14 protein-coding genes are annotated in these 12,941 nt (G+C 68.4%); 1 reads left to right on the plus strand and 13 read right to left on the minus strand.

Annotated elements, in window-relative coordinates; genetic code table 11:
• Window positions 1-1,423: 3-hydroxyacyl-CoA dehydrogenase (locus tag FW784_RS08455; protein ID WP_149352909.1), on the plus strand; the 1,423-nt coding region annotated here is incomplete at its 5' end.
• 371 nt (window positions 1,424-1,794) lie between these two features.
• Here the strand turns inward: FW784_RS08455 and FW784_RS08460 are convergent.
• From FW784_RS08460 to FW784_RS08520, 13 genes are all read right to left on the minus strand, one after another.
• Complete coding sequence (locus FW784_RS08460; RefSeq protein ID WP_149352910.1) at window positions 1,795-2,154, minus strand: PilZ domain-containing protein; 360 nt, start codon at window positions 2,152-2,154, stop codon at window positions 1,795-1,797.
• Window positions 2,151-3,110 carry a DNA polymerase III subunit delta' gene (locus FW784_RS08465; RefSeq protein WP_149352911.1) on the minus strand — a complete coding sequence of 320 codons (960 nt, stop codon included), beginning with the start codon at window positions 3,108-3,110 and terminating at the stop codon, window positions 2,151-2,153. Before FW784_RS08465 ends, FW784_RS08460 begins: the two co-directional genes overlap by 4 nt.
• Window positions 3,107-3,754: a dTMP kinase gene (gene tmk, locus FW784_RS08470; RefSeq protein WP_149352912.1), complete on the minus strand. Its 648-nt coding sequence runs from the start codon at window positions 3,752-3,754 to the stop codon at window positions 3,107-3,109. Before tmk ends, FW784_RS08465 begins: the two co-directional genes overlap by 4 nt.
• Entirely contained in the window at window positions 3,751-4,800 is a 1,050-nt protein-coding gene (gene mltG, locus FW784_RS08475) for an endolytic transglycosylase MltG (RefSeq protein ID WP_149352913.1), read from the minus strand. Before mltG ends, tmk begins: the two co-directional genes overlap by 4 nt.
• The gene (gene pabC / locus FW784_RS08480) at window positions 4,797-5,603 is read right to left on the minus strand and encodes an aminodeoxychorismate lyase (RefSeq protein WP_235893623.1); all 807 of its coding nucleotides are present in this window, start codon (window positions 5,601-5,603) and stop codon (window positions 4,797-4,799) included. The genes mltG and pabC overlap by 4 nt, the downstream gene beginning before the upstream one ends.
• Window positions 5,604-5,693: 90 nt before the next feature.
• Complete coding sequence (locus tag FW784_RS08485; protein WP_149352915.1) at window positions 5,694-7,031, minus strand: aminodeoxychorismate synthase component I; 1,338 nt, start codon at window positions 7,029-7,031, stop codon at window positions 5,694-5,696.
• Between the two features lie 93 nt (window positions 7,032-7,124).
• Window positions 7,125-8,363: a beta-ketoacyl-ACP synthase II gene (gene fabF, locus FW784_RS08490; RefSeq protein WP_149352916.1), complete on the minus strand. Its 1,239-nt coding sequence runs from the start codon at window positions 8,361-8,363 to the stop codon at window positions 7,125-7,127.
• A gap of 156 nt (window positions 8,364-8,519) precedes the next feature.
• On the minus strand, window positions 8,520-8,759 hold the full coding sequence (acpP, locus tag FW784_RS08495; RefSeq protein ID WP_149352917.1) for an acyl carrier protein: 240 nt from the start codon (window positions 8,757-8,759) through the stop codon (window positions 8,520-8,522).
• A gap of 113 nt (window positions 8,760-8,872) precedes the next feature.
• The gene (gene fabG, locus FW784_RS08500) at window positions 8,873-9,616 is read right to left on the minus strand and encodes a 3-oxoacyl-ACP reductase FabG (protein WP_149352918.1); all 744 of its coding nucleotides are present in this window, start codon (window positions 9,614-9,616) and stop codon (window positions 8,873-8,875) included.
• 83 nt (window positions 9,617-9,699) lie between these two features.
• Window positions 9,700-10,644, minus strand: a complete 945-nt coding sequence (gene fabD, locus FW784_RS08505) for an ACP S-malonyltransferase (RefSeq protein WP_149352919.1) — start codon at window positions 10,642-10,644, stop codon at window positions 9,700-9,702.
• A 161-nt stretch (window positions 10,645-10,805) separates the two neighbouring features.
• Window positions 10,806-11,786, minus strand: a complete 981-nt coding sequence (locus FW784_RS08510) for a beta-ketoacyl-ACP synthase III (protein WP_149352920.1) — start codon at window positions 11,784-11,786, stop codon at window positions 10,806-10,808.
• A 191-nt stretch (window positions 11,787-11,977) separates the two neighbouring features.
• Window positions 11,978-12,172, minus strand: a complete 195-nt coding sequence (rpmF, locus tag FW784_RS08515; RefSeq protein WP_149352921.1) for a 50S ribosomal protein L32 — start codon at window positions 12,170-12,172, stop codon at window positions 11,978-11,980.
• 117 nt (window positions 12,173-12,289) lie between these two features.
• Window positions 12,290-12,826, minus strand: a complete 537-nt coding sequence (locus FW784_RS08520; protein ID WP_149352922.1) for a YceD family protein — start codon at window positions 12,824-12,826, stop codon at window positions 12,290-12,292.
• Window positions 12,827-12,941 lie beyond the last annotated feature (115 nt).

Below are 12,941 nucleotides of genomic sequence, written 5' to 3' on the forward strand. Positions count from 1 at the left end.
CGAACGCCCGTTCCAGCAGCGCGCGCTGGCCTGGTCGACCAATACCTGGCTCGCGCGGCAGGCGCTCGCGCCGACGCTCGCCAAGCAGGTCGCGCGCAAGGCCCGGCGCGAGCATTACCCCGCGCCATACGCCCTGATCGACAGCTGGAAACGCGGCGGCGGTTCGATGCCGGCGCTGCTTGACAACGAACGGCGGGCGGTGGTCAAGCTGTCGTCGACACCGACGGCGCGCAACCTCATCCGCGTGTTCTTCCTGCAGGAACGCTTGAAATCGCAGGGCAGCAAGGACCACGGCATCAAGCGCGTGCATGTCGTCGGCGCCGGCGTCATGGGCGGCGACATCGCGGCGTGGTCGGCCTTAAAGGGTTTCGACGTGACGCTTGCCGATCGCGAGCAGCCGTTCGTGGACGCAGCGCTTCTGCGCGCATCGGAGTTGTTCGCGAAGCGCGTCAAGGACGATGCGAAACGCGCCGCGGCTTCGGCGCGGCTTCGCGGCGACGTCGCCGGGGCCGGGATCGCCGAGGCGGACCTCGTCATCGAAGCGATCGTCGAACGTCCCGATGCGAAGCGCGCGCTTTACGCCGACGTGGAGCCGCGCATGAAGTCGGACGCGCTGCTCACGACCAACACGTCGTCGATTCCACTCGACGAATTGCGTGGAGGTCTGCTCCGCCCGGCGCAGTTCGCCGGCCTGCACTACTTCAATCCCGTCGCGCTGATGCCGCTGGTCGAAATCATCCACCACGACGGCATGGACCCGACGACGGGGCAGCGTCTGGCAGGCTTCTGCCGCGCGATCGACAAGTTCCCGGTGCCGGTCGCGGGTACGCCGGGCTTCCTCGTCAACCGCGTGCTGTTCCCGTACATGCTCGAAGCCGCGAACTGCTACGCAGAAGGCATCCCCACACCGCTGATCGACAAGGCCGCGGTGAAGTTCGGCATGCCGATGGGGCCGATCGAGCTCGTCGACACCGTCGGGCTCGATGTGGCGGCCGGCGTCGGCCACGAGCTCGCGCCGTTCCTGGGGTTGCCGATTCCCGCGGCGCTCGCCACGCCGCCCGAGGTGGGCCGTCGCGGCAAGAAGGACGGCCAGGGAATCTACAAGTGGGAGAACGGCAAGCCGGTAAAACCCGAAGTGCCGCAGGGCTATACCGCGCCGGACGACCTCGAGGATCGGCTGATCCTCCCGTTGCTGAACGAGGCTGTCGCCTGCCTGCACGACGGGGTGGTCAGCGACGCCGACCTGCTCGACGCGGGCGTTATTTTCGGCACGGGCTTCGCACCGTTCCGCGGCGGTCCTATCCAGTACATCCGCGAAACGGGCGCCGACGTGCTGCTGCAGCGGTTGCGCCAGCTGCAGGCCAAGCACGGTGCACGGTTCGCGCCGCGGCCGGGCTGGGACAGCCCTGCGCTCCGCAACTGAAACGCGTGGGATTCGGCCCGCGCGCTCAGCGTCGCCAGCCCGTTGCTATGGGCCCGGGACTCTCGGCAAGAGGCCGGGTTGGCGCAGCTGGTTGAGTCGGCGCCGGACGAAATCCAGCGCCGTTCAGTCGAAAGTTGAACGCTTCAAGTCCGCGCATCCGCAGCCCGCGACCGGCGCGGCGCGCGGCTCGCTACCGCCAACGTCGCAACATGCAACTGGAGTCCGGCAAGTCCCGGGCGGCAGCGGGCGATTCACGGCTCCACGAGCGAGTCGCGCATGCGACGGTCGCGACTCCCCGGTCTCGCCGTCCGAACGACGACAGACCGCGACACCTCGACCCGCGGTGGCCGGAGCCGCGCGGATCCAACCGATCACATCGTGTGCGTCGACCGATCCCCGCTGAGCATGCCGGCCAGCAGCGTCTCGATCCTGCCCTTCACCGCATCGCCTTCCGACGTCTCCGGGAACTGCACACCGATGCCCGCCGGGTGGCCGCCCTGCGCGCCGACCGGCGTCAACCAGACCACCTTACCGGCCACCGGCAGGCGCTCGCCGGACTCGGGAAGCGTCACCAGCAGGAACACCTCGTCACCGAGCACGTAACGCTTGGGCGTCGGCACGAAAATGCCGCCACCTTTCAGGAACGGCATGTACGCCTGGTAGAGCTGGGACTTGTCCTTCAGGACCAGCGACAGGATGCCCTGCCGCGCGCCGCCGGGGGTTGCACTCATCGCTCGCCGCTCTCCTGGCCCGCGCGCGATGCCGCACGCCAGGCCGTCAACAGTTCCATCAGCACGAGGTCCGCGCGGACAGTGGTACGCAGCAGGTCGCGGCTGCGATTCGCCTTGTCGAACCAGGTAGCCAGACTGCGCGCGACGCGGGGGTCGGTCAAGCCGCGTGCACGCTCGACAGCGATGTCGGCGGCGTGTCGCAGCCTCAGGTCGGCCTGCTCGTCCGCCCACTGCTGCGCGATTTCCTGCGGCAACGCTTCGGCGCGCGCGAGGCTGGCGAGATCCGCCGCGACACGACGGCGCAGGTCGAGCCCGCCGTTGCGCAGCCAGTCATCGGCCAGGCCCGGATGCCCATGCGCCGCGTGCAATGCCTCGTCGACATCCTTCGCCGCGTGGCCTTGCGCCAGCAACCAGCCGCGCGCTTCGTCCAGCGGCGGGAGTCGGAACTCGACGCGCTGGCAGCGGCTGCGGATCGTCGCCGACAGCCGCGCCGGGTGTGCGCTCACCAGCCACAGGTAGCGCCCGGACACCGGTTCTTCGAGCGTCTTCAGCAACGCGTTGGCTGCCGACATGTTGATCGCGTCGGCCGGGTCGACGACCGCTACCTGCGCGCGACCGAACTGCGGCGTGAGCGCGAGCTGCGAAGACAGTTCGCGCATCTGGTCGATCACGATCTCGCTGCGCAGCTTGGTGCCTTCGCGATTCGGGATGAAGCTGATGAAGCGGAAGTCCGGGTGCGTGCCCGCGGCCAGCAGGCGGCAGCTGCGGCACGTGCCGCAGGCGTCGATGCCGGCTGGCGTCTCGCACAGCACGCGATGCGCCAGCCGGATCGCGACGTCGCGCTTTCCCAGCCGCGATGGCCCGCAGAACAGCTGCGCATGGCCCAGCCGACCGGCGTCGAGGGTGGCCACCGCCTGCGTGTACATGCGCGCCTGCCACGGCGTCATCGCGCTCATGCGCTGCGCTCGCGATAGCGACGCAGCGCGTCCACCGCGTGCTCGGCCACCGCGGCGGGCGGCTGCGTGGCATCGATGACGAAGAATCGCGACGGCTGCGCCGCAGCGCGTCGCAGGTAGGCGCTCCGCACGCGCTCGAAGAATTCGAGGCGCTCCGATTCGATGCGGTCGCTTCCGCCGCGGCCGCGCGCGCGCGCCAGCCCCACGTCCACTGGCACGTCGAGCAGCAGCGTCAGGCCCGGCTCGATTCCCACGAATTCGTGTTCCAGCACGTCGATCAGGCGCGGATCGCAGCCGCGCCCGCCGCCCTGGTACGCGTGGCTGGCATCGGTGAAGCGATCGCTCAATACCCAATCGCCACGTTCGAGTGCAGGCGTGATGACCTGCGCCACCAGCTGCGCGCGCGAGGCGAACATGAGCAGCAACTCGGTGCGGTCGCACGGGGGCTCATGCGTCGGATCGAGCAGCAACGTGCGGATCTGCTCGGCCAGCGGCGTGCCACCGGGCTCGCGCGTGCAGGTAACGCGTACGTCGCGCTCGAGTTCGGCGCGCAGGGCGGCGAGCACGGTGGACTTGCCCGCGCCCTCGCCACCTTCCAGCGTCACCAGCCGCGGCTCGCGTCGCAGCGTGGCGCCTGTCGTCATCGAGGCGCCGCCTGCGCGGCCCGGTAGTTCGCTAGGTACTTCTGCACGTTCTGCTGATGCTCGGCGAGGGTCTTCGCGAAGAAGTGGCGGCCACTGCCGTCGCCCTGCGCGACGAAATAGAGCGCGTCGCCCGGGGCCGGATTCGCAACCGCCTGCAACGACGCGATGCCCGGCATTGCGATCGGCGTCGGCGGCAGCCCGGCCCGCGTGTACGTGTTGTACGGCGTATCGGTGAGAAGGTCGGACTTGCGGATGTTGCCGGCATAGGAGGTGCCCATGCCGTAGATCACGGTGGGGTCGGTCTGCAGCAGCATGCCAAGCTTGAGGCGCTGCTCGAACAGGCCGGCGATGGCCGGGCGCTCCTCGGCGATGCCGGTCTCTTTCTCGACGATCGAGGCCAGCGTGAGCATCTCGTCCGGCGTCTTCAGCACGGCATCGGGACGGCGCGAGCGCCACGCGGCGTCGAGCGCCTTGTCCATCGCCTTGTAGGCGCGGCCGAGGACGTCGAGCTCGGTATCGCCGCGGGTGAACACGTAGGTTTCCGGCAGGAAACGGCCCTCCGGATGCTGCCCGGGATGGCCGAGCTTCGCCATCAGCGCGGCATCGTCGAGCGTGGTCGCGTTGTGCACGAGCGGCTCGGCCTTCGCCAGCGCGGCGCGCACGTCACGGATGTTCCAGCCCTCGACGATCGTGACCTTGTGCTGCACCACATGGCCGTCGCGCATGTCGATCAGCAACTGGCGCGGCGTCATGCCGGGCTCGAACCGGTATTCGCCGACCTGAAGGCGTCCCGCAGCGCCCAGCTGGCGCGCCAATGCACCCCACTCCAGAACGGATCCTTCGACGCCTGCGTCGTGCAGGTTGCGCAGCACCTTGGTCAGCGAATCACCCGGCCTGACGACCACGCTCGCGCCGGGCCGCGCTGCGCGCAGCGGGGTGTCGGCGAAGCTGTCGTAGCGATACCAGGCGAAAGCCAGCGCCGCGGCGATCGCGATCAGCAGCAGCAGTGTGAAACAACCTGTTCGGCGCTTGCGCGGACGGCTCACGGCATCTCCGGGGGTGCGGCAAAGGCGGGATGGTCGGCGGCCAGGCGTTGGCGCAGCCCGGCCACCTGCGGATGCGGCGTCCAGCTGCGATCGCCGAGCCGCTCGACTTCGAGGATACCTCGCACGGCATTGCAGACGAACACCGCGTCGGCCCCCATCAGCGTTGCGGGCGTGATCCGGGTTTCGTACGCGTCGAGCTGCTGCGCGGCCCAGCCGCGACAGACGCCGCGCACACCGCAGCGGTCGATTGCCGGGGTGAGCCAGCGGTCGCGGTCGAGCAGGAATACGTTCCCTGCGACTGCGCTGACCACAGCGCCGTCGATATCGAGCATCAGGCCCTCGTCGGCCGTCTCGCCGGGCGTCCATTCCGCTCGGGCCAGGACCTGCTCCAAGCGATTGCAGTGCTTGATGCCGGCGAGTGCAGGCTGGATCGCCAGCCGCGTCGAACACCAGCGCAGCTGCACGTGCTCGCGCGGCTCTGGCGCATCGTGCCGGGACAGAGACCAGAACGCCGGGCCGGCCGACGGGGCGTAGCCGCGCGCGCCGGACCCACGCGTCACCAGCAACTTGCACACGCCGTCGCGGCCGTCGAGAAGCGCGCACAACGAGTCGCGAACGATCGCCTGTGTGGGCAATTCGATCCCCAGCACGCGGGCGCCGCCCCGCAGTCGCGCCCAGTGCCGATCCCACCAGTGAAGCTCGCCACGAAAGGCGCGCATCGTTTCGAACAACCCGTCGCCGTAGGCGAGGCCGCGATCGGCAGGCGCGATCGCATCGATGCGTCGCTCGCCTTCGAACAGCATCGAATCCACGTCAGCGCCGCTCACGCTGGCTGGAACGCCGCGATTGCGTGGTTACGACGCGATGCAGAAGTCTGGCCGCGGGCATCGGCATCAACCTGGCACGCCAAGCGCGCGCAGCATGCCGCGCGCCTTCGCGCGTGTTTCGTCGAGCTCGCGTGCCGGATCGGAGTCGGCGACGATCCCCGCGCCCGTTCGGAACCGCACGACGCTGCCTTCCACCTCCGCGCTGCGGATCAGGATGTTGAGGTCCATGTCGCCGTTCGCGGCAAGCCAGCCCATGGCACCGGTGTACATGCCGCGTCCGACACCCTCCAGCTCCGAGATGATCTGCATGCACCGCACTTTCGGGCAGCCGGTAATCGTGCCGCCCGGGAACACCGCGCGGATCACATCGCCGGGCGTCACGCCTTCGCGCAGTCGACCGCGCACGTTGCTGACGATGTGGTGTACGTGCGCATAGCTTTCGACGCTCATCAATTCGTCGACTTCCACGCTTCCCGGAGTGCAGACGCGACCGAGGTCGTTGCGCTCGAGGTCGATCAGCATCACGTGCTCGGCGCGCTCCTTCGGATGGCCGACAAGTTCGCGGATCCGGCCGGCGTCGTCATCACCCGCGGTGCGCGGGCGCGTGCCCGCGATCGGACGGGTCTGCACCAGGCTGCCCTCGACCGACACGAGTCGCTCGGGCGAGGCGCTGACCACTGTCCCCGCCGACGTCGCGAACAGACCAGCAAACGGCGCAGGGTTGTTACGTCGCAGCTGGGTGAACAGCGCGGCGGGATCCACGTCGTTGTCGAAGCGCGCCTCCCAGCCGCGCGAAAGGTTCGCTTGGAACACGTCACCGGCGGCGAGGTAATCGAGAACGCGTCGGACGCCGTCGGTAAACCGCGAGGGCGCGTCCTCGTCCACCTCGACCGGGGGACGCCATGCCGGCAGCGGCGCAAGCTTGCGCGCGCGTTCGACATCGGCTTCGACCTCGTCCGCAATCGCGTTCGAGGATGCGTGCAGGCGCACTTCACCCGTCGCACGATCGCGTTCGATCACCGCTTCGCAGCCGATCGCCATGGCCACCGGCAACCCGCCTGGCGCCGCGGGGAGCGCCAGGATGGGCTCGACCTCCGCCGCGAGTTCGTAGCCGAGCAGGAGCGCCCAACCGCAGCAGGGCTCGCGCGCGGCCGCATGCGCCGCATCCAGCGCCGCGAAGAAACTCCCACCCAGATCCCGGCCGGTTGCGTCGCGCACGCGCCCGTCGCCGCCGAGCACGATCGATTCGGCACTCGCTCGCAACAGCAGGTCACGCTGCCCGATCCGCGCCCCGTCCGCGCTCGACTCGAGCAGCACCGGCCAACGGGCGGGCGCCAGGCGGTGCAGGTCGAGGAGATCGGGGACACCGGTCAGAACGCGCGGCGCAGGGGTCGGCGGAAGCATCGGCGATCCGACGAAGACGAGGCCCGCGATTATCGCCGTTCCAACCGGCCCCGACCGCATGGGCATCGGGGCTGACGGTGTTGCCCCGCGGAATCAGATGCGCCGGAACACCAGCGTGCCGTTGGTGCCGCCGAAGCCAAAGCCGTTCGATACGACGGCGTCCACCCTGGCTTCGCGCGCGACGTTGGGCACGTAGTCGAGGTCGCAGCCTTCGGACGGATTCTCGAGGTTGATCGTCGGCGGGATGATGCCGGTGTGCATCGCCATCACCGAGAAGATCGCCTCGACGCCGCCCGCGGCGCCCAGCAGGTGGCCGGTCATCGACTTGGTCGAGCTCACCATCGTCGTGTACGCGGACTCGCCCAGCGCGCGCTTGATCGCCATCGTCTCGGCGAGGTCGCCGAGCGGCGTGGAGGTGCCGTGCGCGTTGACGTAACCGACCTGGTCCTGCGCAACGCCGGCGTCGCGCAGCGCCATTTCCATGCAGCGGGCCGCGCCCTCGCCGTCCTCGCTGGGCGCGGTCATGTGGAACGCGTCCGACGTGGCGCCGAAACCGGCGAGCTCGCAATAGATACGTGCGCCGCGGGCCTTGGCATATTCGTATTCCTCGAGCACGAGGATGCCCGCGCCATCGCCGAGCACGAAGCCGTCGCGCTCACGATCCCACGGGCGCGAGGCGCGCGTCGGATCGTCGTTTCGCGTGCTCATCGCCTTCATCGAGCAGAAACCACCTACCGAGGTGGGCGACGAACCGCGCTCGCCGCCGCCGGCGATCATTACGTCCGCATCCCCGTACTGGATCATGCGCATCGCCATGCCGATCGAATGGTTGGACGTCGCGCAGGCCGAAACGGCCGAGAAATTCGGCCCCTTGATCCCTGTCAAAAGGGAGACCTGGCCGGGCAGCATGTTGATGATCGTGCTGGGCACGTAGAACGGCGAGATCTTGCGCGGGCCGCCCTCGTGGTACTTGATCGCCGTCTCCTCGATGCCGAGGATGCCGCCGATGCCCGAGCCGATCAGCGCGCCGATCCGTTCGGCGTTGCCGTCGTCGATGACCAACCCCGAGTCCTCGATGGCCATCATCGAAGCCCCCACCCCGTAGTGGATGAAGGGGTCCATCTTCTTGGCATCTTTCGGGTTCACCCAGCGCGTGACGTCGAAATCCCGCACCTCGCCGGCGATCTTCGTCGTGAAGTTCGTCGTGTCGAAATGCGTGATCGCGCCGATGCCCGAACGGCCATTGACGATTCCATCCCACGTCGACGCCAGGTCGTTGCCCAGTGGGGAGACCACTCCGAGTCCGGTGACCACGACACGACGCTTCGACATGACTTCGACCTCGGACTGCACCGGCGGGGCCGGCAGGCATTGGCGCGGCGATACGTCACCGCATGGACTGGCTCAAAAGTACGGGGCCGCAATGCGGCCCCGTCGGTGTTTCGCGGAGTCGGGAAGCGGCAGGGCCGTCCGTCTCCAATGCAGCACTTACGACTTGACGTGCGACTTCACGTAGTCGATCGCCTGCTGCACGGTGGTGATCTTCTCGGCGTCTTCGTCCGGGATCTCGCACTCGAACTCTTCCTCGAGCGCCATCACGAGCTCGACCGTATCGAGCGAATCGGCGCCCAGGTCATCGACGAACGAAGCATTGGTGGTGACGTCTTCTTCCTTCACGCCGAGCTGTTCAACGACGATCTTCTTGACGCGCTCTTCGATGGTGCTCATTGGGTCTCACTCCTCCCGTTCGGGATCTTCGATGGACAAGTCTAAATGAATCGCGGCGGGCGGGAGTATAGCGGCCGGTCGCGGGCAGAAAAGTCGTTGAGGCTTTGGCCGCCCTAGGGCATGTACATGCCGCCGTTGACGTGCAGGGTCTCGCCCGTGATGTAGGCCGCGTTCGGGCCGGCGAGGAATGCCACGGCCCGGGCGATGTCCGCCGGCTCGCCGAGGCGACCCAGCGCGATCTGCCCGATCATGGCGTTCTTGGCGTCCTCCGGCAGGCCGCGCGTCATGTCGGTATCGATGAATCCCGGCGCGACGACATTGACGGTGACCCCGCGGGAGCCGATCTCCCGCGCCAGCGACTTGCTGAAAGCGATGATGCCCGCCTTCGCCGCGGCGTAATTCGACTGCCCGGCATTGCCGGTCACGCCGATCACGGAGGCGATGTTGACGATCCGACCGCGGCGCGCCTTCATCATCCCGCGCATCACTGCCTTGCACGAGCGGTAGACGCTGGTCAGGTTGGTATCGAGGATCGCCTGCCAGTCTTCGTCCTTCATGCGCATCAGCAGGTTGTCGCGCGTAATGCCGGCGTTGTTGACGAGGATCGAGATCGGCCCGATGTCCTTGGCGATCGAGTCGACCAGCGCTTCGATCGCGCCGGCCTCGGTGACGTTCAACACGCGGCCCTGGCCGCCCCGGGCGCCCAGTCGCTCCGTGATCGACGCCGCGCCCGATTCGCTCGTGGCCGTGCCGATCACGAGCGCGCCCTGCGACGCGAGCTCGTCCGCGATCGCGGCGCCGATGCCGCGCGTGGCGCCGGTGACGAGCGCGATCTCGCCTTTCAGTGTTTCGGTCATTGCATGTCTCCAGTCGCGGCCGTGGGTACGGGCCGCTGGGCCGATGTCTTCGCGCGATCCGCGGAGGCGTCATCCATTCGGGGTCAGGCGTGCCATTCTGCGAGCGCGACGTCGAAGTCCGCGACGGTGCCCAGCGCGCGTGCGTCCACCGACTTGTCGATGCGCTTGACGAGCCCGGTCAGCACCTTGCCCGGTCCGCACTCGGCGATGCGCGTGGCTCCGCCCGCGACCAACGCCTCGACACAGCGCGTCCACTGCACGGGTAGGTACAGCTGCCGCACCAGGGCGTCACGGATGGAAACGACGTCGTCGCGAACTTCCGCGTCGATGTTCTGCACGACCGGCAACGCAGGCGTCGACCACGGCAGCGCGCCCATGGCTTCGGCGAGGCGGTTTGCGGCTTCGCGCATGAGTGGTGTGTGCGACGGCACGCTCACGGCGAGCTTCACGGCTTTGCGGACGCCGCGCTCGGCGAGCATGGTCAGCGCACGCTCGACAGCGTCGGCATGCCCGCCAATGACGATCTGGCCGGGCGAGTTGAAGTTGGCGGGCACCACGACTTCGCGACCGCTGCAGGCTTCGCAGACCTCGAGCACCAGTGCCTCGTCAGCCCCAAGCACCGCGGCCATGGCGCCGGTTCCGGGCGGCGCCGCCGCCTGCATCAGCTGGCCGCGCAGTCGCACGAGCTTGGCGGCGTCCGCAAGCGGCAGTGCACCGGCCGCGACGAGCGCCGTGTATTCGCCAAGACTGTGACCTGCCAGCTGCGTCGGCATCACACCGCCTCGCGCCTGCCACGCGCGCCACACGGCAATGCCGGCGGCGAGCAAAGCAGGCTGCGTGAATTCGGTGCTGTTGAGGTCGGTGTCAGGTCCGTCCTGGCTGATGCGCCACAGATCGGCGCCCGCGCCTTCGCTCGCTTCGGCGAAGGTCGCCTGCACGATCGGATCGGCCGACGCGAGATCGGCGAGCATGCCGACGACCTGCGAGCCCTGTCCGGGAAAAACGAATGCGAGTTGCGTTGCAGTCACGCGCGGGAGCCCGATGGATGGCGCGCCATGATACGGACGAAGCGTTCGTGCTGTCTGTACTCAGGCGTACGCCACGACGGCATCGCAGAGGCCGATTCGCCCAGAAAACAGAACGCCCGCCGTCGTGAGAGGCGGGCGTGCCCGGGTTGCGCGCCAGCCGCTCAGAAGCGGACGAGCGCGCTGCCCCACGTGAAACCGCCGCCGAATGCCTCGAGCAGCAGCAGCTGTCCGCGCTGCACGCGGCCGGAGCGCACGGCTTCGTCGAGTGCCAGCGGCACCGAGCCCGACGACGTGTTGCCGTGCCTGTCGACCGTCACGATTACGCGCTCCATCGGCATGTCGAGCCGCTTGGCCGTCGCTTCGATGATGCGCAGGTTGGCCTGGTGCGGGATCAGCCAGTCGATGTCGTGGCGATCGAGCCCGTTGGCCTCGAGCGTCTCCTCGACGACCGAATCGAGGGCCTTCACCGCGTATTTGAAGACGTCGTTGCCCGCCATCATCACGCGCACCCCGGCGTTGTGCTCCTCGGGCTTGAAGCCGACGGAGACACCAACCGGGTTGTACAACATCTCCTTCTTGCTGCCGTCGGCGTGCAGGTGCGTGCTGAGGATGCCCGTCTCGGTGTCGGCCCTGAGCACCACGGCGCCCGCGCCATCCCCAAACAGCACGCAGGTGGAGCGGTCCGTCCAGTCGAGCATGCGCGTCAGCGTTTCTGCGCCGATCACCAGCGCCGTCTTTGCCGCACCGCAGCGGATGAACTTGTCGGCCACCGTCAGCGCGTAGATGAAACCCGAGCAGGCTGCGTTGACGTCGAACGCCGGGCAGCCGATCGCGCCGAGCCGATGCTGAAGGAGACAGGCGGTCGACGGGAAAATGATGTCCGGGGTGGTGGTGCCCAGGATGATCAGGTCGATGTCGGCGGCCACTACGCCGGCGGCTTCCATCGCGCGGGTTGCCGCGTGGAACGCGAGGTCGCAGGTGGTTTCGCCCTCGGCCGCCACGTGCCTTTCGCGGATCCCGGTGCGGCTGGCGATCCATTCGTCGCTGGTCTCGACGAATTGCATGAGATCGGCGTTGGTGAGGACCTTCTCCGGCAGGTAGCTGCCGGTACCCGCGATACGCGCGAAAAGTTGCTGGGTCATCCCCTGCCTCGCCAAAGCCGTGGCGCGCGACGCAGTCGCGGATCACGGACGCCGTCGCATGCACGACGGCCTGTAAAAACGGCGATGCGACCCGGAGGTCGCATCGAATGCATCGCGGAGTCGATCCGCGGCCTGCGCCGAAGTGTCAATCGCCGGCGCGGGCGGTCACCGGGCGCTTGCGCGCCGGGTGATCATTCTTCGTCGGCAACCTTCGAGCGCGTCTCGATCACCTTCTTGCCGCGATAGTAGCCATCGGCGGTCACGTGGTGGCGCAGATGCGTCTCGCCCGTGGTCGGGTCGGTCGCCAGCTGCTTCGGCTTCAACGCGTCGTGGGCGCGGCGCATGCCACGACGGGAGGGGGATACGCGGGACTTCTGAACGGCCATCGGGTGCTCCGGTGAAACATGTGGCGGCGTCGGGCACCGGGCCCTGGCCGAAAGAGGGAAATTATCGCCCAGCCCGGCGGCCGAAGCCACTGTTCCGGGGCGCGTGAGCCCCAGGGGCTACTCCGGCTTCTTCTTGAGCGCGGCCAGCGCGGCAAATGGATTGGGCTTTTCGGCCGCCGTATCATCGGCCCCGCCGCCGCCCCACTCCTTGTCCACCGCTTGGCTGTCCGGGGAAATCGGCACCACCGGCACCGCGAGGATCAACTCGTCCTCGACCACGTCGAGCGTCCGCAACTCCCCGCTCGGATCGACCAGGAGCGCCTCGTATTCCTCCGGGAGGCCGGCCTCATCGGCCTCCTCGCGGATCAGGCCCATGCGCTGGTCGATACGCACCGGCAGCAGGAACCGTTCCAACGTCCGCTGGCAGACCAGCGGCAGCTCGGCTTCGGCGCGGACTTCGACGTACGCAATGCCGAGACTGTCGCGATCGAATTCGAGCGAAAAGGTCACTTCGCCGTCGGGAGCATCCAGCAGGCTCGCGAGGCGGCGCAGCGACGCCAGCGGTACGCGGCCCTCGACGCCACGGCGCGCCGTCACCTGGCGCCACGCGTCCAAGGTCTCGGGGACCGGCGAGCGGGACGATTCCGATGACATAAGGCGCGAAATGGTAGGGATTGCGCCGCGTACTGTCAAACTATTTCATCCGTAGCGAGGCCGGCGTCTACGGTCGCGGGCGCTACTGGAACGCCGGCGTATCGGCGGATCACTA

This window comes from Cognatilysobacter lacus, from assembly GCF_008274655.1.
Classification (GTDB): Bacteria; Pseudomonadota; Gammaproteobacteria; order Xanthomonadales; family Xanthomonadaceae; genus Cognatilysobacter; species Cognatilysobacter lacus.

What these genes read in the sequence shown, in the direction of transcription:
- FW784_RS08460 (WP_149352910.1), bottom strand. Translation starts at nt 2,154, where the DNA reads ATGAGTGCAACCCCCGGCGGCGCGCGGCAGGGCATCCTGTCGCTGGTC.
- FW784_RS08465 (WP_149352911.1), bottom strand. Translation starts at nt 3,110, where the DNA reads ATGAGCGCGATGACGCCGTGGCAGGCGCGCATGTACACGCAGGCGGTG.
- tmk (WP_149352912.1), bottom strand. Translation starts at nt 3,754, where the DNA reads ATGACGACAGGCGCCACGCTGCGACGCGAGCCGCGGCTGGTGACGCTG.
- pabC (WP_235893623.1), bottom strand. Translation starts at nt 5,603, where the DNA reads ATGCTGTTCGAAGGCGAGCGACGCATCGATGCGATCGCGCCTGCCGAT.
- FW784_RS08485 (WP_149352915.1), bottom strand. Translation starts at nt 7,031, where the DNA reads ATGCTTCCGCCGACCCCTGCGCCGCGCGTTCTGACCGGTGTCCCCGAT.
- fabF (WP_149352916.1), bottom strand. Translation starts at nt 8,363, where the DNA reads ATGTCGAAGCGTCGTGTCGTGGTCACCGGACTCGGAGTGGTCTCCCCA.
- acpP (WP_149352917.1), bottom strand. Translation starts at nt 8,759, where the DNA reads ATGAGCACCATCGAAGAGCGCGTCAAGAAGATCGTCGTTGAACAGCTC.
- fabG (WP_149352918.1), bottom strand. Translation starts at nt 9,616, where the DNA reads ATGACCGAAACACTGAAAGGCGAGATCGCGCTCGTCACCGGCGCCACG.
- FW784_RS08510 (WP_149352920.1), bottom strand. Translation starts at nt 11,786, where the DNA reads ATGACCCAGCAACTTTTCGCGCGTATCGCGGGTACCGGCAGCTACCTG.
- rpmF (WP_149352921.1), bottom strand. Translation starts at nt 12,172, where the DNA reads ATGGCCGTTCAGAAGTCCCGCGTATCCCCCTCCCGTCGTGGCATGCGC.
- FW784_RS08520 (WP_149352922.1), bottom strand. Translation starts at nt 12,826, where the DNA reads ATGTCATCGGAATCGTCCCGCTCGCCGGTCCCCGAGACCTTGGACGCG.